The sequence below is a fragment of the Pedobacter sp. ISL-64 genome (genome assembly GCF_018613605.1).
Classification (GTDB): domain Bacteria; phylum Bacteroidota; class Bacteroidia; order Sphingobacteriales; family Sphingobacteriaceae; genus Pedobacter.
Genome location: NZ_JAGGPU010000013.1, coordinates 58,281 through 83,139 on the forward strand (window position 1 = coordinate 58,281; position 24,859 = coordinate 83,139).

20 protein-coding genes are annotated in these 24,859 nt (G+C 41.0%); 1 reads left to right on the forward strand and 19 read right to left on the reverse strand.

What is annotated here, in order from left to right:
* Nucleotides 1–379 precede the first annotated feature (379 nt).
* The 3 genes from J7E57_RS17350 to J7E57_RS17360 all read right to left on the reverse strand — a co-directional run bounded on the left by J7E57_RS17350 (nucleotide 380) and on the right by J7E57_RS17360 (nucleotide 3,858).
* Nucleotides 380–1,669 (reverse strand): T9SS type A sorting domain-containing protein, encoded by a 1,290-nt coding sequence (locus J7E57_RS17350; RefSeq protein WP_215131459.1) that lies wholly within the window; start codon nucleotides 1,667–1,669, stop codon nucleotides 380–382.
* Nucleotides 1,670–1,806: 137 nt separating this feature from the next.
* The gene (locus tag J7E57_RS17355; protein WP_215131460.1) at nucleotides 1,807–2,511 is read right to left on the reverse strand and encodes a hypothetical protein; all 705 of its coding nucleotides are present in this window, start codon (nucleotides 2,509–2,511) and stop codon (nucleotides 1,807–1,809) included.
* Between the two features lie 522 nt (nucleotides 2,512–3,033).
* Nucleotides 3,034–3,858, reverse strand: a complete 825-nt coding sequence (locus J7E57_RS17360) for a hypothetical protein (protein WP_215131462.1) — start codon at nucleotides 3,856–3,858, stop codon at nucleotides 3,034–3,036.
* An 862-nt stretch (nucleotides 3,859–4,720) separates the two neighbouring features.
* Here J7E57_RS17360 and J7E57_RS17365 point away from each other — a divergent pair.
* Nucleotides 4,721–7,264 (forward strand): heavy metal translocating P-type ATPase, encoded by a 2,544-nt coding sequence (locus J7E57_RS17365; RefSeq protein WP_251029957.1) that lies wholly within the window; start codon nucleotides 4,721–4,723, stop codon nucleotides 7,262–7,264.
* A 101-nt stretch (nucleotides 7,265–7,365) separates the two neighbouring features.
* On the opposite strand, the gene J7E57_RS17370 is transcribed toward J7E57_RS17365, so the two are convergent.
* The 16 genes from J7E57_RS17370 to adhP all read right to left on the reverse strand — a co-directional run bounded on the left by J7E57_RS17370 (nucleotide 7,366) and on the right by adhP (nucleotide 24,770).
* Nucleotides 7,366–7,668: a hypothetical protein gene (locus tag J7E57_RS17370; protein WP_215131464.1), complete on the reverse strand. Its 303-nt coding sequence runs from the start codon at nucleotides 7,666–7,668 to the stop codon at nucleotides 7,366–7,368.
* 357 nt (nucleotides 7,669–8,025) lie between these two features.
* On the reverse strand, nucleotides 8,026–8,727 hold the full coding sequence (locus tag J7E57_RS17375; RefSeq protein ID WP_215131466.1) for a sulfite exporter TauE/SafE family protein: 702 nt from the start codon (nucleotides 8,725–8,727) through the stop codon (nucleotides 8,026–8,028).
* The gene (locus tag J7E57_RS17380) at nucleotides 8,724–9,152 is read right to left on the reverse strand and encodes a FixH family protein (RefSeq protein ID WP_215131468.1); all 429 of its coding nucleotides are present in this window, start codon (nucleotides 9,150–9,152) and stop codon (nucleotides 8,724–8,726) included. Before J7E57_RS17380 ends, J7E57_RS17375 begins: the two co-directional genes overlap by 4 nt.
* 123 nt (nucleotides 9,153–9,275) lie before the next feature.
* The gene (gene ccoG, locus J7E57_RS17385; RefSeq protein ID WP_215131470.1) at nucleotides 9,276–10,655 is read right to left on the reverse strand and encodes a cytochrome c oxidase accessory protein CcoG; all 1,380 of its coding nucleotides are present in this window, start codon (nucleotides 10,653–10,655) and stop codon (nucleotides 9,276–9,278) included.
* Entirely contained in the window at nucleotides 10,639–11,607 is a 969-nt protein-coding gene (locus J7E57_RS17390; protein ID WP_251029958.1) for a cbb3-type cytochrome c oxidase N-terminal domain-containing protein, read from the reverse strand. The genes ccoG and J7E57_RS17390 overlap by 17 nt, the downstream gene beginning before the upstream one ends.
* A complete protein-coding gene (locus J7E57_RS17395) occupies nucleotides 11,594–11,776 on the reverse strand; it encodes a hypothetical protein (protein ID WP_215131472.1) in 183 nt (60 codons plus the stop codon). Before J7E57_RS17395 ends, J7E57_RS17390 begins: the two co-directional genes overlap by 14 nt.
* A 3-nt stretch (nucleotides 11,777–11,779) precedes the next feature.
* The gene (ccoN, locus tag J7E57_RS17400; protein ID WP_215131474.1) at nucleotides 11,780–13,921 is read right to left on the reverse strand and encodes a cytochrome-c oxidase, cbb3-type subunit I; all 2,142 of its coding nucleotides are present in this window, start codon (nucleotides 13,919–13,921) and stop codon (nucleotides 11,780–11,782) included.
* Between the two features lie 73 nt (nucleotides 13,922–13,994).
* Nucleotides 13,995–14,174, reverse strand: coding sequence for a cbb3-type cytochrome oxidase assembly protein CcoS (ccoS, locus tag J7E57_RS17405; protein ID WP_215131476.1), 180 nt, complete (start codon nucleotides 14,172–14,174; stop codon nucleotides 13,995–13,997).
* Nucleotides 14,171–16,555 (reverse strand): heavy metal translocating P-type ATPase, encoded by a 2,385-nt coding sequence (locus tag J7E57_RS17410; protein ID WP_215131479.1) that lies wholly within the window; start codon nucleotides 16,553–16,555, stop codon nucleotides 14,171–14,173. Before J7E57_RS17410 ends, ccoS begins: the two co-directional genes overlap by 4 nt.
* Nucleotides 16,556–16,567: 12 nt before the next feature.
* Nucleotides 16,568–17,914: an oxygen-independent coproporphyrinogen III oxidase gene (gene hemN, locus J7E57_RS17415; RefSeq protein WP_215131481.1), complete on the reverse strand. Its 1,347-nt coding sequence runs from the start codon at nucleotides 17,912–17,914 to the stop codon at nucleotides 16,568–16,570.
* Nucleotides 17,914–18,342: a lactate dehydrogenase gene (locus tag J7E57_RS17420; RefSeq protein ID WP_215131483.1), complete on the reverse strand. Its 429-nt coding sequence runs from the start codon at nucleotides 18,340–18,342 to the stop codon at nucleotides 17,914–17,916. The genes hemN and J7E57_RS17420 overlap by 1 nt, the downstream gene beginning before the upstream one ends.
* Before the next feature lie 635 nt (nucleotides 18,343–18,977).
* On the reverse strand, nucleotides 18,978–20,009 hold the full coding sequence (locus J7E57_RS17425) for a response regulator (RefSeq protein ID WP_215131485.1): 1,032 nt from the start codon (nucleotides 20,007–20,009) through the stop codon (nucleotides 18,978–18,980).
* 24 nt (nucleotides 20,010–20,033) lie between these two features.
* On the reverse strand, nucleotides 20,034–21,224 hold the full coding sequence (locus tag J7E57_RS17430; RefSeq protein ID WP_215131487.1) for a PAS domain-containing sensor histidine kinase: 1,191 nt from the start codon (nucleotides 21,222–21,224) through the stop codon (nucleotides 20,034–20,036).
* 57 nt (nucleotides 21,225–21,281) lie between these two features.
* Nucleotides 21,282–23,063 (reverse strand): hypothetical protein, encoded by a 1,782-nt coding sequence (locus tag J7E57_RS17435; RefSeq protein ID WP_215131489.1) that lies wholly within the window; start codon nucleotides 23,061–23,063, stop codon nucleotides 21,282–21,284.
* Nucleotides 23,064–23,246: 183 nt separating this feature from the next.
* Nucleotides 23,247–23,702 carry a pyridoxamine 5'-phosphate oxidase family protein gene (locus J7E57_RS17440; protein ID WP_215131491.1) on the reverse strand — a complete coding sequence of 152 codons (456 nt, stop codon included), beginning with the start codon at nucleotides 23,700–23,702 and terminating at the stop codon, nucleotides 23,247–23,249.
* A gap of 33 nt (nucleotides 23,703–23,735) precedes the next feature.
* The gene (gene adhP, locus J7E57_RS17445; protein WP_215131493.1) at nucleotides 23,736–24,770 is read right to left on the reverse strand and encodes an alcohol dehydrogenase AdhP; all 1,035 of its coding nucleotides are present in this window, start codon (nucleotides 24,768–24,770) and stop codon (nucleotides 23,736–23,738) included.
* Nucleotides 24,771–24,859: the final 89 nt, after the last annotated feature.

Genomic DNA, 24,859 nt, shown 5'->3' on the forward strand with positions numbered 1-24,859 from the left:
TAAGTCAAACCTGTATTAATAAAATTTAAAGCTTCTTCTTCCGATACCGACCTTCAAGTATATTTTTCGAAGTTCTTTCAAAATTCACAACCGTTTCGCAATGCTCTAACAGGCTCGAACTTTCGCCGCTTAACGCTACTGATCAAAAGCGCATCGAAAGATGGGCTTTTTTGGGTTTAAGGCTTTTTAATTAACCTAAAATTTTTCTGCTATTGTAAAATAAAGCTATCGCAAACATGCACACGCGGTACGCCTGCGCCAGCGAGGGCAAGCCTGGAGCATGATGAATGCACAAAAGCACCCGGCTTTTTTATTGCCAGGTAAACTGAAGAAACGGTTAATATTCTTTTCTATTAAACCTCCCCGAAAAAAAAAAATGCTAATGATTGATAATGATCTGTTTTTTAACTACATCTTTCCCTTGAAAGATGTGTAAAAAGTAAGTTCCATTTGGGATATCACTGGTAACCAACTCAATGTTTTCACCGCTTTTTGATAAGCCGCTTTTTAGGAATCTGGCATTATGATCAAAGATTTTCACATTGAAAGGACTAAGCGACGCATTTTGAGAAACTGTTTCATTGCTGGCTTGTTTTTGAACAACACTTTCGTTCTGGCTGATCTTAATGGTGTTGCTGGCGGGATTGGGAGATACGGCGAACTTGAAACCTCCACAGTTTACATTAACAAATAAAATCTCCGGGCTGGTTCCTTCACCACAATTATTGGATACTTTTAACCTGATTGAGGTGGAAGTTAATCCGGTATTCACGGTAAGCACCGGTGTTCCCTGTCCGGCAATAATATACCAGCCATTTGTTAAGGCTGCAGGAGGTATTATCCAGTTATAATTTGTTGCCCCTGGTAAAGCATTAACGCTGTAGGTAGTAACAGAATTGGCACAGATAGAGGTCTGCCCGCTTATCGGGAAGTCGCCAGGAACAGGAGTTCCCACAAAAACTGTTTTAGCGGGTACGATAAAATTCCCACAGCTGTTGCTAACCGTTGCACTCAGCTGAAAAGAACCGTTTCCGATTTTAGTGATAGTGGCTACATTGTTAGTTGTACTAATACTCACTTGTTCAGACGGATTGGCGCTCCAGCTTACAGTTGCCCCTGCAGGTACACTAGAAAGCGCGTAGCTGGCTGAACTACAGAAACTAGACGAACCGGTAATCTCAGGCAGGTTGCGTTTATAAAAACCTTTGGTTTGCCCCGGAAGATAACTGGCAGGAACATAATTGATATCGTGTTTATAAAGCCCCATTTGGCCCCATTTGGATGTGCATTCATTATTGGCTCCGGTAATCACAGCCGAATGATCTCCCTGATAGGAAACCCTGGTTTCAAGCGCGGAAGTAGTTGAGCTTACAATGTAACTGCCATCATTCCAAAACACGTCATCCCCGGGTGTATTGAGCCAGAAAGCATTTCCACCATCTCTTTTCACCCAAGCGTAATTGTGACAGTTGTAGGCAGAGGAAGGATCTTCAAGTTTTACGGCATTAGGATATTGGCTTTGCTGTACTGAATTGATGTAGCTCACCTCTGCTGCTGTAAGCGGCGTAGGATAAGAAGCGTAAAGGGATAAATCAGAGCAGTTAGGTGTATATTGTGCATGAGAAATCTTACAATATAATAATAGAGCGATAAATAGTATTTTTTTCATTTTTATAATGTAGTGGGTTCAAAATCATGACAGAGTGATGTATAGGTTTTCTTCCCTGTTCGGAAAGTAGTTTTGGAGAAATATTGTTTTTTACACCCCATTATTAAACACCAGAAGCAACATCGCCATGATTAGTTTTATTTAGCAAATAATTTATTGATTAAACTGTCCATTGATTTTTCGTCCAGATAGGTCATTCTCGTAAGGAAACTTTCAAGCGCAGAATTTACGGTTTCTTTTTGTTTACCTAGATCGGGTAATATTTTATTCCCTAAAAAGGCAATTGAAGCTTTTCCCGTGTAACCAAAATAGTCTGCATATTTACCTTTTAGGGCATATTTTGTTTCCAAACCTTTTAATGCAGCTGTTTTTTCTGTCTGTGATAGTTTATTGATAATGCTGGTATTGGCTAACATCAGCTCCAGGGTTGTAATTCTGTATACGAATTTCCCTTTCAGTATATCAGCATTTAATTTTTCGATATTCGTCAAATCCTCCGCCAGGTAATATTTTAACAATACAGAATGGGCATTGTCTCTGGAGAAAAATTCTTTTAGACCGTTAAAACCCAACACGATATTGTTAAAACCTTCATAATAACTGTTATTTGCAACGTAATTATCAATAAGCGGATAATTCAGGCAGATTTCCAGGAGTTCTTCCGTAGTTGAATTTCTTACAATGTCATCAGGCAACTGACAAGCATTAATCATTTCTGCAGTAGACTTGAATTTTTTCCATTCAGATGTACCAGGCTGCACAGGATAAGTGTATTTTGTTTGTGAGCTTACAACAGTAATCTGCAGCAACATAAACAAAACCATCAGGTATGTAATTTTCATGAGCGTTAAAAGAGTATCAATTATTGTATATTTAACTATAGCCTAAATTAAGCTAAAATCAGTCAAAAATGATAAATAAAACCAGACAAGCGTTTGCGTGCATTTTTGTCACACCAGGTCAATAGTACATTAAAAAACATGAAATCATACCAGATCGAAACCAGAAAAACTGGCTACAACTTGGATAAAAAGTATTAAATATCAGGCGTATGCAAACGCAAACGTTTGCGCACAATTAAACCTTATAATTTTTAAATTAAACCAATCAGAAAAATTGGTTATTGGCGACGGATGCATTAAACATTTTAGCTTTTCTGCTAAACGGCTTTGGTTACGTTAACCAGCATCCTCATGCCTGCATCTCCCTTTTGCTGGTGTACGCGTGCCGCGTGTGCAATTGAACCGCCAAAGTTAAAAATAGGTTTAAATACTATGTTTTTCCCATACGGCACGCGTGCGACTCGGATAGCTTTGTGAAAGTAGATTTTCTATTTCGAATTTAGAAGGCGTGAATACCTTATGCTATTTGTTTTTCATTATTTTTTCCCATTCGGCCTGGGTTAGAATTTCTAAAAACTCATCGCGAAAGTGCCATGCAGATACATATTCAGCTGAGACAATGAAACTGATCACCCAAGTGGTCTTTGCCTTCCATAATTTAAATGCACAAATATCTGTTGCGGTAATAAAAGGACTTGTTTCACCTAAGTGTTGATGTGAGGATGCTTTTATCGCGTCTATACCACCGGTTCCCAGGGGAATAAGATTGTTATGAAGCTTAGTCTTTTTAATGATATCATTGTCTTTGTCAAAATTAATCAGGTAATCATTTCCTAATAACACTTCATCCGGCGCTGTTTGTGCAGTGATGACATATACTTTTTTTGCACCATTTTTTATGATAGGAACAAGATTTAAACTGGTATTTTGATAAAATTTAAAAAGCGTGTCGTTTGAAACAGCCTGTACAGCTTTTGACCGGATGGTATACAAGTCTTTTTCAATTTCGGTAAATTTTCTTGTTGTGGTGTCTATACTATATTTAGACGAGTCTAAACTATGGTCGAACTTAACTGTCGCTAACACTACTGGGTCGTTATTTTTAGAAAAAAAGATAGTAGTCATTTCTTTTTTTGTCTCATAAGAAAAATATCCCCCAGATAAACGCTTCTTCCCGCCGAAACTCGAGGTGAAAATCTGTGCACTCTGACCCGAAGCCCATTCGGAACGATAAAGCGTTTCCCCCTCTGCATTAATGCTATCAGCAATCTTTTTCAGCGCATTTTTTTGTGCTGTTGCGTTTTGCGCCAGGATAAATAGGGTAATCAACGTGAACAGTTTTTTCATTAATGGCGAAAAGGTTGGTAAATATTTTGTGAATATAAATAACCTTGCGGATTTTGCATAACGCGGTTGCAATAGAACGAATTGGTTTCAACCATTCAGATCGTTATTTATAAAAGCTATATTTCTAATTTTGGTCGATAGCTTAAGAAAGCCAATTCACGTAAATCATCCAAAAAATAGTTCGAGAATTGCCCAACATGGGCTACTGACTAAAAGCTCATAGAAAGATGGGCTTTTTTTGTTTAAGGGTGCATTGAGTGAGTGTTTATGCAGTAATAACGACAAGCATTTGATTGATCTAATATATTCAATTATCTAAGTTTAAAACAAAAAACCACCTCATTATTCGCTTTACTGACGCATCTGGTGACGCACTTTTCGTTCATCAGGATGGATTCTATCTTTGACTAGGGATTTGAGGGATAGTAGACATCGGATTTCAATCCAAAATGTGCACCCGGCTTTAGTCCCGGAATGCCAGGGAGTTTGAATCAATCTGTCCCAAAGATAAAAGTTCATCCAAACTTTCAGCGTTCAGTTTTTTGAATGCCACAACGCCTCTGCCACGTTTCCCGAATAGGTGACTCGTTATGAATTTACTTGTCGTTTATAATTATATAAAACATAAGGAAAATTGTGTAAGGCTAATTGCAGGTCTTTATATAGATTTGTTATATAAGAATTAACCTTTAGCGCTTTTAAATGCAGGTCTCCGCTAACCTAAATTGCTCAGGACCAGCTGAACGTAAATATATCCGACTTTGCAGGGCTAAGAACCCGGGAACGGACTGGTGACTTGAGTAAAATTGAATAGTATGTGCTATCCTCCGGCATTAAATTTAAATCCTAAAAAATCAAAAACATGGAACATCGTTATAAAATAACCGGAATGAGCTGTCAGGGCTGCAGGGCAAAAGTTGAAAATGCACTAAACTCTATTGATGGCATTTCTGCAAAGGTATCTCTGGAGCCTGCTGAAGCCATTATTAGCATGAAAAAACATGTCCCAACCGAGAAATTGCAAAAGACACTATCTGCGGCGGGAAATTACGGTATTGAGATGGGATCTCATGAAAAAGGGGTTTCAAAAACACCCGGGCAAATAAATCGTGTTCATCATGAATCAGCATACCAGCATAATTCACCGGCTAAAAAAAACGATATAAACAAAGGTGAAGAAGTATTTTATTGTCCGATGCACTGCGAGGGCGAAAAGACTTATCCAAGAGCGGGGCATTGCCCTGTATGCGGAATGGACCTGGTGAAACAGCCTGTAAAGATCCGGTCGTTACAATTTACCTGTCCGATGCATCCCGAAGTTATCAGGGATGAACCGGGCACATGCCCAATCTGCGGAATGGATCTGGTTCCTACCGGGGCAGTTCTGGAAGAAGAAGATAAAACTTATGATTCGCTGCTCAGAAAGTTTAAGATTGCAGCAGCCTTTACTATACCCATTTTTGTCATCGCAATGACGGAAATGATTCCCAATAACCCACTGTTTGATTTGCTGGAACTTAAATACTGGAACTGGATTCAGTTTGGACTATCCATTCCTGTAGTTTTCTATGCTACCTGGATGTTCTTCCAGCGCGCCTGGATATCGGTGATAACCTGGAAACTGAATATGTTTACCCTTATAGGAATAGGTGCGGGAGTAGCCTGGCTTTTCAGTCTGGTCGCACTGATTTTCCCCGATATTTTTCCTGCCCAGTTTAAAACGCACCACGGGACGGTCTTTGTTTATTTTGAAGCCGCAACGGTTATCCTGACATTGGTATTGCTCGGACAACTTTTAGAGGCCAGGGCGCATGGAAAAACCAATAGTGCCATTAAGGAGCTATTGAAACTAGCCCCAAACACCGCTACAAAAGTGGTTGGGGGTAAGGAAGTGTCGGTACCTATTGAAGACATCCATAAAGGAGATCTGCTGAGGGTAAAGCCAGGAGAAAGCATTCCGGTAGACGGCAGTATTGAGACCGGGGAAGCGGTAATTGATGAATCGATGATTTCAGGAGAACCGGTTCCTGTGGAGAAAAAAACAGGCGAAAAGGTAACTTCGGGAACAATCAACGGAAATAAGACTTTTGTAATGGTAGCTGAAAAGGTAGGCTCGGAGACCCTCTTATCCCAGATCATCGAAATGGTAAATTCCGCCAGCCGATCCAAAGCGCCCATCCAAAAGATGGCCGATAAGATCTCCGGATATTTTGTGCCGGTTGTGGTGCTCATATCCATTATAACATTTTTATTATGGGCATTGTACGGTCCCGATCCAGCTTATGTTTATGCCTTTGTAAATGCGATAGCGGTATTGATTATTGCATGTCCCTGCGCCCTGGGACTTGCGACTCCGATGTCTGTAATGGTGGGCATTGGCAAGGGTGCACATTCGGGTATCCTGATAAAGAATGCGGAATCGCTGGAGAAAATGAATGTTATTGATGTAGTTGTCATTGACAAGACCGGAACGGTAACCGAAGGTAAACCTTCGGTTGAAAAAGTGGTTAGTGTAAATTCAAGCTTTACCCAAAAGGATATTCTTGAAAAAATTGTGGCTTTGAACAGCAGCAGTGAACATCCACTGGCACAGGCAACTTTACGCTATGGCGAAGAAAACAAGATAGAGGTCAAATCCCTAACAAGCTTTGAGGCAATCACGGGAATGGGCGTAACAGGCAATTTGGGATCGGAGACACTGGCTTTAGGCAACCAGAAATTAATGGAGCAGGTTAAAGCGGCAATGGATCCTGAATTAAAAGAGCAGGTTAAGGCTGCTCAAAAAGAGGGCAAGACGGTCTCTTATCTGTCTGTAGGAGAAAAAGCTGTAGGATATGTTGTGATTTCTGATAAAATTAAGCCTTCGAGTGCATCTGCAATTCAAAAACTCCAGGGTGAGGGCATAAAGGTCATGATGTTTACCGGCGATAATGACGACACAGCTAAAGCCGTTAGCGAAACGCTGAAATTAGACGGTTATAAAGCCCAGATGCTTCCTGAAAATAAATTAAAGGAAATAAAAAGCCTCCAGGCTGAAGGCAAGAAAGTGGCGATGGCGGGAGATGGCATTAACGACGCCCCTGCACTTTCCCAGGCTGATATCGGCATAGCCATGGGAACAGGAACCGATGTGGCCATACAAAGCGCAGGGATCACTCTTGTGAAAGGAGATTTAAATGGAATTGCGAAAGTAAGGCTATTAAGCCACAAAGTAATGGCTAATATCAAAGGCAATCTCTTTTTTGCACTTGGATACAATATTGTGGGCATCCCGGTTGCTGCCGGCCTGCTGTATCCTTTTTTTGGGATACTGCTCTCGCCAATGATCGCAGCCCTCGCCATGAGTTTGAGTTCCGTTTCCGTTATCCTCAATTCCCTGCGCCTGAGGAACGCAAATATCGATTGATTTTTTAGCAAGGGGCAAACTGGACGAGAACTTCCTGACAAGAGCTTTCGTGTGGACACATCTTTATATGTGTGGGTTTTTCGACGTTATGCTGACCTGCTTTAATAATACACAGGTTTTACCGAAGAACGCCCGTCAATCCCAAGTGGCAGGAAATCAAAAAACAGGTGCAGAATAGAACAAATAGCACTACCAAACCTTAAACGCAGTGGTTTTGTGTTCATAAGCGATGAGTCAAAGCTTTCACAAGAATTGAACACAAAACAAAGTGCTGCTGTTTTTTGATGAGCGTGGGTGGTGAGGAGCCACATTGCCGGATTGACAAAGCGCTTTGGGTACTTTGGCGCTCCAAAGTACCATGCCCCGCGGCAAAGAGCGAAAAAAAAATCAACATTTATCTCCAAACTTTAGTTTTTAAGATATCAAAGTTTGTTATTAGCAGGAAAGATGCTGATCCCGAACATTCGGGACAGCATGACGATCGCCTTAGAGAATATAAGAGGGAAAATTAGCTGGAAGATGCGTGGGTTGGATAAACCGCAGTGTTGACCCCATGAGGCTCTTATCACTGTACTGATGCCGTTAGATGAAGTGTAATAGCCACTACTTAATCTTACAGTTCACTAATTGTCAGATTGAATTTCTGCGTATGTTTTTTACTCTTCTGAGACCTTTAATTTATCTATTACTTTCTCTATTTATAGCTTTCAAATATATCCTCTTCCTTTAAATTGGAAAGAGCAATTTTTATTGAAGCTTTTTTACCGACAATCTATAACATGACCATAGGCTCTTGTATTTCTTGGAGATATAAAGGGAATACCCAAATCGGCCGACCGTAATATGAGCAATGCCCCCATAAAAAACATAAACCAGGGAATAAGTTTGTTGGTATTAAAGCGGATGTATTTCTTCAGGAAGATCCCGCCTAACGAAATCATGAGCATCAGTGGTGCGGTACCCAATCCAAAGAGGAACATAAAAGTACCACCAGATTTAATACTACCAGTATTTAAAGCAGTTGCAAGTGCCAGATAAACCATCCCGCAGGGGATGATGCCATTAAGCATTCCGGCAAACAATCCCCACAATGGCAAATTGAATACCTTTCCCATAAGCCTGCTCAGCGGATTGAGTACCCATGACTGGAACTTAGAAAACCTATTTCTATAAACAGCATTAAACTGTAGCGCTGTAAATAAAATCAGTATAGAACCGATTAAGATACTCAGCATTTTCTGATCGCTAAAGATGCGGATACTGCTACCTAAAGCACCCACCAACAATCCTAACACAGTGTACACGGCAATTCTGCCAAATTGGTACAACAAAAGCTGAAATCCACTTCGAAAGAAATTCTGTTTCGCGAATGGCATACCCAGCATAATCGGCCCGCACATTACGGCGCAATGGAGGCTTCCGAAAAGCCCCATCAAAAATGCCAATGGTAAAAAATCCATCATAGGGTGATGTTATTTTTAAACAGATAATCTTTTCCTGAGGAGTGCCACTGGAGACTTAAAAACCACATTCCCTTAGGCATTTTAGTTTTATCAACCAGAATAAGATTCGCCGTTCCTGAGGTCTGTCCCTTTAACTTAACATCATCGTTGCTATTGGCAGGTCGCATTAAAACAAGATCGTATTTTGCACTATCTTTTACCTGAATGATAATCTGAGTTTTTGTAATGGTAATTTTGGGACTGGCATTATCGTCTATAACGTTCACTTTGGCATTGTATTCTGCATTATAATTGATCCCCTTTTCGTAATAATTTTCTTCTATCAGGGCATCTCTTCCGTGAACATGGAACATATAAACTACCATCCCCACAATAAACATCATGAATGCAATCATTCCCAACACTATTTTTGTTCCCCAGTTCATATCTGTTTTTTTAATTTTGAATGAGAGAATGATTGAATGAGTGAATGGCAACGATAACTCCACATTCATCATTCAAAATTCTATCCTTCAATCATTCAATCATTCTCTCATTCAATCATTCAATCATTCAATTCCTTCCGGTTGCGCGAAAAAACTTGTAGTTGCTGTGCTTAAAACCTCGCCATTGGCAATAATTTCGAAAACAGCATCGGTTTTATATTTCTTAATGGAACTGTTTTTCCTGATCAGAAAAAAAGTGAGATGTACGGAGCCTTCTTTTGGCAAAACATCAGCCTTTTGGATGAAATCAATTTCATCGCCATCATTTTGCGACCTAAATCTGAATTTTACTGCTTTATTGGTTTTGTTGATCAGCTCTGCATTATAAAGATTGCTCGTTTTATCTGCTCCCCTACTCTGGTATAAAGTACCACTTGCCCTTAATACCGTAGTCTGGATATCTTCTCTTTTATAGATCAGTGAAGAAAAAACCATCATTACCACAAACAGTACTGCAGCGTAACCGTAAGATTTTAAACCAATTTTATAGGGTTTACGTTCGTTAATAAAATCCTGATTGAAGAAACCAATCAGATTTTTAGGCCTGTTTATTTTAAGCATCACCTCATTGCACGAATCGATACAGGCCGTACAGTTTACACATTCGAGCTGCGTACCTTCACGGATATCGATACCCGTGGGGCAAACCTGCACGCAAAGTCCACAATCTATACAGTCGCCGGCTGTTAACTCATTAGCATTTTTTTGAAGATGCCCACGTGGTTCGCCCCTGGTAAAATCATAGGCTACTACCAAACTTTGATTATCTAACAAAACGCCCTGTAACCTACCGTACGGACAGATTACCGTACACACCACTTCGCGTACATAGGTAAATACCCCATAGAAAATAAATGTAAACAGCCAGATGGATACAAAGCCAGAAATATGGCCTGAGACGGGCTCCGTTATAATTTTAAAGAGTACATCAGAACCGATCATATAAGCTAGAAAAGTATTCGCAATGGCAAAAGAAATCATTAGAAAGATGAAATGTTTACTGCCTTTTTTGAATATTTTCTCTGCATTCCAGTCAGCCTGATCCAACTTTTTCTGTTTATTGGCATCTCCTTCGATCCAGTATTCAATCCTACGGAAAACCATTTCCATAAAAATTGTCTGCGGGCAAGCCCATCCGCACCATAGCCTGCCCAACACTACCGTAAAGCACACAATGAACATGATAAAAATGAGCATGGCAAGGGCAAAGAGGTAAAAATCCTGCGGGGTAAAAATCAATCCAAAGAATACAAATTTTCTTTCTATAAAATTGAGCAGTACCAGTTGCTCACCGTTAAGCTTTAAAAACGGGCAAGAGAATAAAAACAGCAGCAGCACATAACTTACCCATTTCCGGTAGGTATATAACCTGCCTGATGGCTGTTTGGGATAGATAAAATTTCTGCCCCTGCCTTTATTTTCTTTTTTATTTTTTGGTAACATTGGCTTGGTTTACACTGTCGGTTGGTATTTTCACCTCATTGTCTTTTAAATCTTTCGCTTCGTATTTTTCACCCTGTGGAGCTTTGGCTCCTGCAGGATTACTTCCTTTTAGCGATAAAATAAAATTGGTAACTGCACTGATCTGTTTTGGGTTTAAGTTTTTCTCCCAACTGATCATCCCCTTTTCAGGAACACCATATTTAATGGTTTTGAATACATTATTAATGCTTCCATCATGTAGCCAGTATTCGTCGGTTAAATTTGGCCCGATGATGCCCTGGCCTTTATCGCCATGACAAACCACACAGTTTGTAGTGAAAACAGTTTTGCCTTCTTCCAGCACTGTTGGTGTATTATCAAACTTCACAGAGTTTTCATCAATGGTATTGGCCGATTTTTCGAGGTAGGCTGTTTTTTCTATCTTCGCTTTGGCCATTTCATTTTCGTATTCTTGATCCTGCAGGTCTCCATAGCCACCAATGTGGTAATAAAAAAGATATGCCGCAGCAAAAATCATTGTACCGTAGAAAAGGAAGTTAAACCAGGCCGGCACTGGGTTATTAAGCTCTTTAATGCCATCGTAAGCATGATCGATTACCAGATCCTTTTCTTCTTCAATTGGCCTTAAGCTTAAAATTTTTGTCCAGATTGAAGGTTTAACAGGCTGTTGTTTTAACCAGGTATCGTAATCCAAAACCAGCTCTTTTACCGGCTTGGTGTATGGTGTAGGATTTAACTGTTCCTGGTACATTACCTTGAATGCATTTAACAGGGTTACTGAAACAACAAGAAGCACAACTGCAAAAACCAAGAGGATTATAATCAGTATTTCCGACTGGTTTAGCCCCAAGCCTGCCTGAGCAGGTGTTACGGTTTCTGCGGCTTTCTCTTCTGCAGCAAAGGCTGTAATTGAGATGAACAGGAATAATAACAATAGTTTAATCTTCTTCATATGCATTAGGTTGATTGTCTTGAATGGGAAGCTGGCTCATTACTTCGATATGTTTTTTATTTAGTTTGAGCAGGTAAATACCCACGATTACAAAAAACACCATGAACATGAGCAGTGAGGTGATGAGGTATAATTCGCCGCCGGCTAAGTCTTTGATCTGGTTGAACATATTTTATTGATTTGAAGGAATGGTTTCTTTATTTGCTTTGATATCGGTACCCAAACGTTGCAGATAAGCAATAATGGCTACTATTTCCCTGTCGCTTTTAACCTTAATGTTATTCTGTTTTAGGTCGAGTGTAATCTTGTCGGCCTGAACTTTTAAATCATCGTTGGCACGTTTATCATAATCATCGGGATAAGGAACGCCCAATGTTTGCATGGCCCTGATCTTGCTTGCTGTAGTTGTAATATCCAGTTTCTGTTCGATGAGCCAGGCGTAAGACGGCATAATGCTTCCCGGCGACATTGAAGTCGGATCGACCAGGTGGTTGTAATGCCAGGCATCAGAATATTTCCCGCCTATGCGATGAAGATCTGGCCCTGTTCGTTTACTGCCCCATAAAAACGGGTGATCGTAAACGAACTCTCCGGCTTTACTATATTCTCCATATCGCTCAGTTTCTGAACGGAAAGGCCGCACCGTTTGCGAATGGCAGTTTACACAGCCTTCTCTGATGTATAAATCCCTGCCCTGAAGCTCTAGTGCCGAATATGGTTTTACACTGGCAATGGTTGGCACGTTAGATTGAATGGTAAAAGTGGGCATCATTTCTACCATCCCCCCAATAAGGATAATGATGAGTGATAACACCATAAATTTCATTGGCTTACGTTCTAAAACCCTGTGCCAGGCTTTATCCGCTGAAGAAGTTTCGATGATAATTTTGCTTAATGGCATGGCTTCTGCCGGTTCGTTGGCAAGCAATTTAGCACCCAACATGGTTTTGGCCAGGTTATAAGTCATGGCAATTACCCCTATTAAATACAGTGCACCACCAATTGAACGTAAAACATGCATCGGGATAATCTGTAGTGTGGTGGCTAAGAAATTCGGGTACTTTAATAAACCTTCGGGCGTAAACTCTTTCCACATCAGCCCCTGCGTAAAACCTGCCCAATACATTGGCACAGCATAAAAGAGTATACCCAAAGTACCTATCCAAAAGTGGAAACCGGCAAGCTTTTTCGAGTATAGCTCTGTTTTGTAAATGCGGGGGATTAACCAGTAAAGTACACCGAAGGTTAAAAAGCCGTTCCAGCCTAAAGCACCAACGTGTACGTGGGCTACAATCCAATCGGTAAAATGGGCTACACCGTTAATCTGCTTTAAAGATAATAACGGACCTTCGAAGGTGGCCATACCATAAGCGGTAAGGGCAACCACCATAAATTTAAGGGTTACATCTTCTCTTACCTTATCCCAGGCACCGCGCAAGGTTAACAAGCCATTAATCATACCGCCCCAGCTTGGTGCAATTAGCATGATCGAAAAGGCAACACCTAATGATTGTGCCCAACCAGGCAATGAAGTATATAATAAATGGTGCGGGCCGGCCCAGATGTAAATAAAAATGAGCGACCAAAAATGCAGGATACTTAATTTATAAGAGTAAACGGGTCTTCCGGCCATCTTCGGCAAGAAATAATACATCATGCCCAGGTAAGGTGTAGTTAGAAAAAACGCTACTGCATTATGCCCGTACCACCATTGTACCAATGCATCCTGTACGCCGGCATACACGTAATAACTTTTCATGAAAGAAATGGGCAGTTCAAAAGAGTTTACGATGTGCAATACGGCTATGGTAACGAAAGTGGCAATGTAAAACCATATGGCCACATACAAATGGCGTTCTCTCCTTTTGAAAATGGTCCCGAACATGTTAACGCCAAAAACCACCCATATAATGGTAATGGCAATATCAATTGGCCATTCGAGTTCGGCATATTCGTGCGAAGTGGTAAAGCCAAGCGGCAGGGTAATTACTGCCGATAAAATGATCAGCTGCCAGCCCCAAAAATGGATTTTGCTCAGTACATCGCTAAACATCCGTGCTTTTAACAAACGCTGAAGGGAATAATAAACGCCCATAAAGATGGCATTGCCCACAAAGGCGAAAATTACGGCATTGGTGTGCAGCGGCCTGATGCGGCCAAATGTGGTGTACTGACTGCCCATGTTCATTGCGGGTTTAAACAGTTGCATGGCTGCAAGCAAGCCAACGGTCATTCCTATAATTCCCCATACCAGGGTGGCAATACCAAAGTTCCGAACAATCTTGTTATCGTAAGTAAATTTTTCTAACTGCATAATAGAAGCTGAATTTTTGTATGTTTTGTACACCAAAGGTATTCTCCAGTGAACAGACAAAGGATGATGATGCTTAGCTAGAAAAGTGATCTTCTTCACTTTTTTCAACAACAACTTCATCATCGAAGAGCATGCGGATACCCGGGGTATGTACATCATCGTTCTGACCGGTTTTGTAAGCCCAAAAGAATGCACCCAAAAAAATGAGCGCCATTAGAACACTGCAGCCAACCAAAAAGTAAAGGATGTTCATATCAGTTTATTTTTACCGGCAAACCACCTGGTTGCCATAGTGGTAAAGGAGATAATGGTAACCGTACTAATCGGCATCAGTACTGCGGCCACCAAAGGATAAAGTGTGCCCTGCACAGCAAAGTAAATACCAATACAGTTATACACGATGGCTATTGCGAAGCTTGTTTTAATGATCTTCAGCCCGTCTTTACTTAACTGGATAAAATCTGGCAGAAAATTTAAGGCGCTGCCTTTGAGAATGGCATCGCAACCAGGACTGAAACTGTTAATATTATCGGTTATTGCAACCCCAAAGCTGCTCTGTTTCAGGGCTCCGGCATCATTTAACCCATCACCCAACATCATTACTTTATTTCCTTGCTGTTGAAGCTGTAGAACAGCATTCAGTTTTTGGTGCGGGCTCTGGCGGAAACTGATGGTTGTATTTTTCGTGAAAATGGTATCCAGCATCCAACGGTCTTTATCGGTATCACCAGATAAAACCTGCAAATTGAATCGAGAAAGTTTTAGAATCATTTGTTCCAGCCCTAGCCGCCACTGTTGCCTGATATCAAAACATCCTTTATATACGTGATCGATCACAATATGCACCCCGCTCTCCCCGGCAGACGCTACTTGGATCGGTAGCATTGACAGGTGCCCCGCATAAATACTTTGGCCGTTAATTTTGGCCGTCAAACCTTTCCCAATCACCTCTTTATAATCGCTGAGCGAATAAAACCGGTCAACATTTAAAGCCTTAATGATATGCCGGCTTAAGGAATGAATAGAGTTTCGCAGCAACGATGCCACAATAATTTTTTCTTCGCTTGTTAGAGATCCGTTAAAATTAATTTCGGCGTTTTCGTTACTTGTTAATGTACCCGTTTTATCAAAAATGAGGGTATCGCATTTAGCAAGTTCTTCAACGGCATCTGTATTTTTCACATAAAAACCCTTCTTATCAAAAACCGATAAAATTGCGGATAAGGTAAATGGTGTGCTCAAAGCCAGCACGCATGGACAGGCTACAATAATTACGGCAGTAAATGCCGACCAGGCCTTGTGGCTATCGTTTTGAAGCAACCAATACCCCGTGGCGGCAAATGCGATCAGAAAAACACCCAGGCTGAAGTACTTGGCTATGCTATCGTTAAAATTCTGTTTTTCGGAATTGTTTTTATAATTATCGTTGTTCCATAAACCGGTTAAATAACTCTGCGAAACAGGTTTAATTACTTCAAGCTCTATGGCCTCACTGGTTTGTCTGCCACCGGCATAAATAATTTCGCCCAAAACTTTATGTACAGGATCAGACTCACCTGTAACAAAACTCATGTCCATCCAGGCCTCACCTTTCATCAGAATAGCATCAGCCGGAACCAGCTCGCCACTCCTGATCCATAGCCGGTCGCCGATCTTGATTTCGTTAATAGCAACTGGTTTTTCTTTGCCATTTAGCAGTGTAGTTACCGCAATAGGGAAGTAGGAACGGTAATCGCGATCAAATGAAATGTGATGGTAGGTGCGCTGTTTGAGCCATTTGCCCATTAAAAGCAAAAACACCAAACCGGTTAAGGTATCGGCAAAACCCGGGCCTGTACCAAAAACAACTTCAAAAGCAGTGCGCAGGAAAAGTATAGCAATAATTAATGCTAAAGGCGTATCGAGATTAATGTGCCTGTGTTTAAGGCTTGTTATCGCCGAGGTAAAATAATCACGGCCACAATAAAAAGCGGCAGGAATAGAGAACGTAAGGTTTAGCCAGCCGAAAAGCGATTGAAATTGTTTCTCGAAACCCGATAAACCAAAATATTCCGGAAAACTAAAGAGCATAACATTGCCCATTAAAAAACCGGCCACGGCTATTTTTAATATCAAAGCTTTATCTGCCGAACCGCTGTGTTCCTGTACAACATCCTGCAGACTGATTAAAGGCTCATATCCAATCTGGTTTAACGTTTGTACCAGTTGCCTTAACGAAATTTCGTTGTGATTGAAACTTATAGTCACCTGTTTTTTAAGAAAATCGATCCTTGAGCTGAATATAGCAGGGTTGATTTTATAGAGGTGTTCCAGCAACCAGATGCACGAACTGCAATGTATTGCAGGGATATAAAAGGTGATAATGCTCGAACTTTCGTGCTTATAATCGAGCAGCTGATCAATAATTTTTGGCTCATCCAGATATTCTAAATGGCTTTCATTTTTAAATTGTCTGCCCGGATTGTTATTGTACACATAATAATTACATAAATTATTCGCTGAAAGGATCTTGAAAACGGCCATACAGCCCGCGCAGCAAAAATCTTTATCTTCTGCCTGATATTTTACCTTGGGCAGATCTTCGCCACAATGATAGCAAAGGGCCTGTGTTGCGGTTTTATTTTGATCTTCCATTTTAGACTGTTCTTAAATTGATGAACTGAACAATTGGGTTTTGGGCTGTTTGAGCCATAGTTTCTCGTCGAAAGCCATGCACACATTCCGTAAAAAAGATCGTCCTCTGGTGGTAATCCTGATTTCTTTTTCGGTTACCCAGATCAGCTTATCGTGTAATAAGGGCAACAGCCTACCATATACTTGTTCTGGAATGCCTTCGTTGTACACTGTATTTTCCTTACACATGAGGTTAAGGATATGTTTTCTTATCTCAAGATCTTCACCGGTAAGGAAATGGCCTTTTTCTACAGGTAGTGTATCTTGTTCAATTTTATTGAGATAATCTTCTACCGTTTTCGGGTTTTGTGCAAAGGCTGTCCAGCTATCGCTGATGGAAGACACGCCCAATCCGATAAGTAAACGGGTATGCTGATTGGTATAGCCCATAAAATTGCGATGGAGTTTCAGATCAGCCATCGCCTGGAACAATGAATCGGTTTTTAGTGCGAAATGATCCATACCAACGTCTTTATAACCAGCTTCATCCAGTAACTGCCTGCCCAATTGGTAGAGCGCAAATTTTTCGTCGCCCTGGGGAAGATCCTTTTCGGTATAATGTCTTTGGCCGGGTTTTAACCAGGGCACATGCGCATAACTGTAAAAGGCAATCCGGTCTGGCCGCATATCGATTACCTGTTTTATGGTGTCTGTTAATCCATTAACAGTTTGCCCTGGAAGGCCATAGATCAGATCAAAATTAACAGAGGTATAACCGATTTTCTTTGCTTCTGTTGTAACCTCAGCTACCTGCTTGGGCGTTTGAAAGCGGTTGATCAGGAACTGTACTTTAGGGTCGAAATCCTGGATTCCCAGACTTAATCTTTTAAAACCAAGACTGTACAGCATAGTTAAATGTTCACTGGTGGTATTGGCTGGGTGTGCCTCAAAAGAAAATTCTGCATCAGCTGCCAAAGTTGAATTTTGCAGAATGCCATTGATCAATAATCCCAGGTTCTCTGGGCTGAAAAAAGTTGGTGTTCCACCACCCAGGTGCAGTTCCTTTAGTTTAGGTTTCTCCCTCAAAACTTCTACATACATTTTCCATTCTGCCAGTACAGCATTTATATACGGTACCTCTACACCATGGTTTTTTGTTATCCGGGTATTACAACCGCAATAGGTGCATAGGCTCTCGCAAAATGGAAGGTGGATATATATACTGATCCCTTCATCTTTATGGCTTTCATAGGTGTTGGCTACATTGGCTAACCAACCATTTGCGGTGAAATTTTCAATATCCCAGTAAGGAACAGTTGGGTAACTGGTGTACCTTGGTGTGGCAACATTGTATTTTTTAAGCAATGCAGAAGTTTCCATTATTTGAGCGCTTTTACGGTGGAACATTCGTTTTGACAACAGCACGCGCTACCTACGCATTTACCCACAGCCCATTGATCGAGGTTTCTGATCACCTGCTCCATCCGTTGTTTAGCGTTGGCATCGCCGGATGCCAAAGGAACATTTGCCACTTTGATCCCAGCAGAACCCGCAGCTTTTAAATCGAGGTGATCTGTTTCGGAAGATGAGGTTGCAATGTATTTTATGCCCAGGGCTTTTAGCCCCAGAATCATCGCCCCACTTAGTTCATCGTTGTTAAAAACCAAGAGGGCCTCCTTTCCGGCTGCAAATGAAAGCGTATCGACTGTTAAACTGTTCGCAATTATGGTAATGTCGTGTTTTTTATAATTGGCCAGTGCCAACCATTCCTTTTCATCGGGTTTGATGTTGTAAGCTATAGCTTTCATATACAGAGTTTATATATACAAAACTATGGTCCTGGGCAGGTGCCGCAGGTGAGAATGATTAGAGAAAAAAATGATTTTGATTACATTTCTTAGTTTGGCGTTGGGCGTTTGGAGTCAGTTAACCGATTAATAATTTGAGTTTGGGGCTCGGAGCATAGCGTTGATTAACCGCTTTAAACAATTTACTGATGAATCAACCTCGGCAATAAATATGAACTATTGACTAATTTTTATAATACGATCGTCATTCCCACGCAGGTGGGAATCCTAAAGCATTAAGATTATCTTCGATGAGCACTTCGTGGTTCCCAATCAATTACCAATGACAGGTTCTAAAAATTGACGTCATCTCGATCGAAGCGAATGCGGAGTGGAGAGGTCTTTAGATTATGTTAAAAGATCTCTCCACTGCGGTCGAGATGACGATTTATCTTACCTGTAACCCAACTCTTTTGTTTTTGGCTAAAAAACGGACCTCTGGGAAAGTCGACCGTAGCTGGGGCAAATCGCGCTGCCCTATGCCTTATATCCTGCTGAACTTATTTCGGCAGTTAAAGGTTAAAGATTCTTCACTACGTTCAGAATGACAGGTTTTATAAACGATCATCATCACGAACTATTGCCTAATGAACAAATTACTGTTTAATGTTTCGGAGTTTTTCGATCGAGCGGATATTTATGGCATTCCCTGTTTTATCTATCAGTTTTTCATCTTTAAAATCAGCAAGCATTCTGCTTACGGTTTCGCTGGCCGTACCTACCAATGCAGCAAGGTCATCACGAGAAATCCGGATGGTACAGCTATCTTCAACACCGTCTCCAAATTTAGCGGCCACTTGTAGCAACGCTTCTGCTACACGTTTCCGTACCGATGAATAGGCCAGTTGAAGCATTTGCTTTCCCTTATCGCGCACATTTCCAGACAATAAAGCAATAAAAGTTTTGGATACGGCCTGATGGTTGAGCAGGTACTCCATAAAATCGGCTTTGGGGATCTGGATAATCTCTGATTCAATTAAGGTTGCTGCATTGTCTGTGTATACTTCGCCATTACACAAACTTTCATATCCAAAAAAATCGCCGTCATGATACAAGCTCGACGAAAGTTCCCTGCCATCCTTAAAACGTTTGTAGGTTTTTACCTGGCCTTTAACCAAATAATACAAATGGCTAGGTTCATCCCCTTCCACATAAATAATCTGCTTGTTGGCAATTGGTCTTAATTTGCCCTTTTTACGAAGCTCATCCATCACCGTTTCACTGTTGCCTGCACTTGAATTAAAGCCAGCTGATTGTTGTTTCTTTTTAAACCTACTTTCTATGGCCTTAAAAAGTTCTATATCATCAAACGGTTTGGTGAGGTAATCATCTGCACCCATTTCCATGCCTTTTCGCATGTCTGCCCGCTCGGTTTTTGCCGTAATGAAAATAAAAGGAATATTTGCTGTTTTCTGGTTTTTATTCAGCAGGTACAAAACCCCATAACCATCCAGTTCTGGCATCATGATATCACAAAGAATCACATCAGGCAAATGGTTCAAAGCCATTTCTACACCGAGCTTACCATGTTTGGCGGTAAAAGTTTGGTAACCTGCCAGATCAAGCACCTCAGCTGTACTTTCCCTTATATCGTCATTATCTTCAATAATCAAAACTTTCTTGTTCATGGAGATTGGATGTTTAATTGTAAATTATTTACCGAGCGCAAAGGTGAGTGTAAAAGTGGTACCTGAGTTTTGTTCGCTCTGGCAGGCTACGGTACCATTCATCAGACCGACATATCTTTTTACAATGTTCAGGCCTAAACCAGTGCCAGGGATGTCGCCCGTATTGTGTGCCCTGAAAAATGGTTCGAACAGATTTTGCTGATCCACTTTTGGAATGCCGATTCCATTGTCTTTCACCTCCAAAATGAGTTCATCATCTTTTAATATAGAATTGAACTGGATCAAAGTATCTGCGCCAGAGTATTTTATCGAATTGGAAATCAGATTAATGACGCAGTTTTTCAACAGGTTCGGATCGAGATAAACTTCGGCGGTTGTACCGGTGTGTTCGTAAATAATGTGCTGGTTCTGTTTGGTCATCATCTGCATTTCTTCAGCTATTTCTTCGGCAAAACTGATGATGTTGAAAGATTGTGCCGACGCTTCCACTTTTCCCGCTTCAAGTTTTTCCAATGAGAGGAAGTCGTTCAGGATCGTAGTGAGATTGTTGATCGAATTTTTGATTTTCAGCGTATGTTTTTCTACACTGGTCACATCATGCCTGGAAGTATATTTATCGATTAAAGAAGCCGATAATTGTATCGAACTGAGTGGTGTTCTAAACTCATGCGAGGCCATAGACACGAACCTTGTTTTGAGCTGATTGAGCTCCTTCTCTTTCTGAAAAAGCGCCTGCATATTTTCCTTGGCCATTTCGAGTTCTGATACCAGCTTTACCAGATCGTGTGTGCGTTCCTTGATCTTGACCTCTAATTTTTCGGTGTAACTTCTGATCTGCTCTTCATTGGCCTTTTCTTTACTCAGATCGTGGATAAAACCGGTATAAATTTTACGGTCGCTAAATTTTATTTCGCTTACCCCCAGCCTAAAAGGAAAAACCGAGCCATCCTTACGTTTACCAGAAACTTCTCTCCCGGTTCCGATAATGTGTTTCTGCCCGGTATGTTCATATCTGGATAAGTAACCATCATGGCGCGAATGATCGGGTTCTGGCATTAACACCGATACGTTTTTTCCAACCAGTTCTGCTCTGCCATAACCAAAAAGCTCAAGTGCAGCCGGGTTTAAATGTTCTATAATCCCTTTATCATCAATGGTAATAATCCCATCAATGGCATTTTCAATAATGGCATCTAAAAATTTCGATCTATCCATGTAATACATCAGTATATCCTTGTAAATATAGAAAAGTTATTTGCCATCTTTTTTCTCTTATTCAATAATCAATCCGTCCAGTTTGTCTTTCGACTTCGCCAGCTGTTCATATAATCCCTTTAATTCTCCAGATGCCTGATCTGCAACCTCGGCAAAAAGCTTTTTATAATAATTAATCCCTTCGGCCAGCTGGAGTTTGAATCCGTTTAACTGTTTTATTTTTTTATCGCTGAAATGTTGAAGCTGCTGTTTGATATCTTCCTGAAGATAATCGATATAAAGATTGAGTTCTTTGATGAATATATGTGGCCGTTCTACCTGTCTCAACAGGTTAATTTTCCCGTAAATATGGCCAACCATTTCATCAAGTGAATACACATCAGAAAAATAGGCCAGGTTTGGCCCTGGGCAAATGGCTACTGCGGTGCTTTCTTTTGGTTTAGCCATGTTATATTTGAGATAGGTAGCGGCGCATAAGCCCTCACAAAGGCAAACTTTTTCGGTTACCAGATTAAACTGTTTTTGGTATTCGCCTGCGGATAGGCCAGCAGTTTTAAGACTTTTGATTTTTAAGTGCTGATATTCGCGGGATGCCGTACAGATGGCCTGCTCAGTAAATTCGGTATTGTTGCAAAGGTATTTTTTGGTACATGGGCTTCCCGGCCTGCCCTTTTCAATCCGCTCGGTACGTTGGAGTTCTATTGTACTGTTTTTAAAATTATTAAACTGAATACCCAGCGGAGAGGCTCCACTCAGGTAAAAATCGCTTTCTGTTGAACTGGCCAATTGCGCCAATGTTTCGGCATCTACATTCGTTACTTCGGGTACCAATAGGAACGGGCTTCCCCATCCTGTGGCATCGAGATTGTAATGTTGAAGGAGGAAATCGTGTTCTGCAGCCGTACCAATCCCACCCTGGACACTGATCCGCTGCTTGGGCTGTTTTTCTGTTGGGATTCCATTTTGCACTAAAGCAGATTGGTACATGTTAAAAAGCTCAACAAGCATATCGTTTTTTTTGAGCTTAAATTCTTCCAAAATCGGCCCCAGTAAATAGCCTTCTGTTGCAAATGCATGGCCTCCACAGTTTAAGCCCGACTCTATCCTGAATTCGGAAACCCATAAACCCTTTTTTGCCAAAAATTTAGCCTGGATCAGTGCCGATCTGAAGTCGCTAACCTTTAAGATGATTTTCTTTTTCAGCTTGCCATTTTCATCAGGAAAAAAGTCTTCAAAATTTTCCATATAGCTGTATAATTTCGGGTTCATGCCAGCAGAGAGTACAACAGAAGCGTTCAGTTTACTTTCCGCAAAACCACGGAGTGCAGCTAATGCATCCGTATTGGTATCACCAGAATATTCGCCATTTACATAATTCATTTTATCTACCTTGGCCATGATGTTTACATCAATAGCCCCTACCCGCATCGAATTTTTTAAAAGCGCCTGGAAGGTCTGCTTGGTTTCACCTTCGGGATAGTCCAGCATCAGTTCGTAACCATGTTTTAATTTAGACGTATCAGGAAGTAGTTCGAAATAACGGCATATATCATTACCAGTGACAAAATCCTGCTTTTTTAAGTTTTTAAAATCGTCGGTTATCGTTTCCGACAAAAAGTTGAGGTAGGCCGTAATACGTTTACTCCGGCAGTCAGCTGCTCCTTTCGGAATCGCTTCGAAATAAATCTGGCGGTTTTTTGAATGATAAGCACGCATGCGCTCAATCAGTTCGTCATCAACAATAGACAGCACGGACGAAATACCGTACCTGGCAACTTTTAATGGCGTATCAATAGAATAGCCTAGGCCTAATACAGGGATATGGAATGAATGTGGCATGGTGTTTCGTAATAAGGTTTGGCCTTTTATAACAAAAAGCCGATGATTTCGACAGCAAAACTATTATAGTTGAACTGATCTGGAGATGATGCCTGTCAAAACGAAAAGTGAGTGAGGTCACTTTTTAACGTTTTATAATATGCCTTTGGGAAAGGTTGGGGTATATTTATTTTGCTAAACCGCTTATTCAACACTATCGTTTATCTCGAATCTACCTGTTTTAAGATGAAAGATAATTTTGAACACGATAATATCTTGATCATAAGTATCCTTTTTGCCAGTTCCATGCGATGGTTGCTCAGAAGGGGTATTGGTTAAAGGCATCATTCGGTGGATAATTCCCTGTAGCGCCCTTTGTTTTTCTGCAGCATCCGTAATTTCTTCAAATTTGCCCCAGCACACCACACTTTTCCAATTATAAGTATCGCGGATCTGATCGGTCTGAAAGCATACCTGAGGATTGCTTTTCATCATCCTGATTTTTTGCCCCGGAGCAGAATGAGCATAAACTGTGCTGCTGCTGTACACATAATTAATGGGCACAATGTAACTTACTCCATGTGCATGGCAGGCCAAACGGCCAATATATTGTTCCTTAAGGAGCTTTTCTATATCCTCTTCTTTTAATGTCCCTAACATCTTCTTATTCGTTAAATATTGATTAATAAACACCTAATCACCAGAAATATCCAAAACAATCCGTCCATCAATCTCGCCCTTTTTCATTTGATCGAACACATTATTGATATCTTCCAGTTTTGCTGATTTAACCTGCGCCCTTACCTTTCCATCTACCGCAAATTCGATCGCTTCCTGCATATCCTTTCTTGTGCCGACAATAGAACCCCTGATTGTTATTCTGTTCAACACGGTATCGAATATGGGAAGGTCAAAACTGCCTGGAGGTAGTCCGTTTAGGGATAAGGTGCCTTTTCTGCGCAATGCCGAAAGCCCTTGACTAAAAGCGACAGGTGTTACTGCCGTAACCAATACGCCGTGCATACCCCCGGTTTGTTTTTTAAGAAATTCGCCTGGGTCATGTTCTAGCGCATTAACAACAATGTCTGCACCCAGTTTTCTGGCCATTTCCGGTTTATCGTTTGAGATATCAATCGCGGCAACCTGAAAGCCCATGGCCTTTGCATACTGAACTCCAAGATGGCCGAGCCCGCCAATACCTGATATGGCTACCCATTCACCTGCTTTTGCATCAGTTTCTTTTAAACCTTTGTATACGGTAACCCCGGCACAGATAATCGGCGCCATTTCTGCAAAATTTACATGCGAAGGGAAATGGGCAACGTATCTCGAATCGGCAATTACATACTCTGCAAAACCTCCATCAACACTATAGCCTCCATTCTGCTGCTCATAGCATAATGTTTCCCAGCCGGTTAAGCAGAATTCGCAACAGCCACATGCACTGTATAACCAAGGCACACCAACCACATCTCCTTCCTTAACAGTTTTAACATCATGTCCCATTGCAGCTACCAACCCAATGGCTTCGTGGCCTGGCACCAATGGCATTTTTGATTTTACAGGCCAGTCTCCATTACAGGCATGCAGATCGGTGTGGCATACCCCACATGAAATTACCTTAACCAAAATCTCATATTGATTGAGTAGTCTAACCGGAAGTTCTTCTATGGCCAGTGGTCCTCCATATTCATGGATAACTGCGGCTTTCATTGTTTTAGGATACATATATTCTGTTTTACAATAGATTATAATAATTGAATTTTATCTGGTGATGAATTATTACATCGGAATATTGTGTGATGGCGGTAAAACCA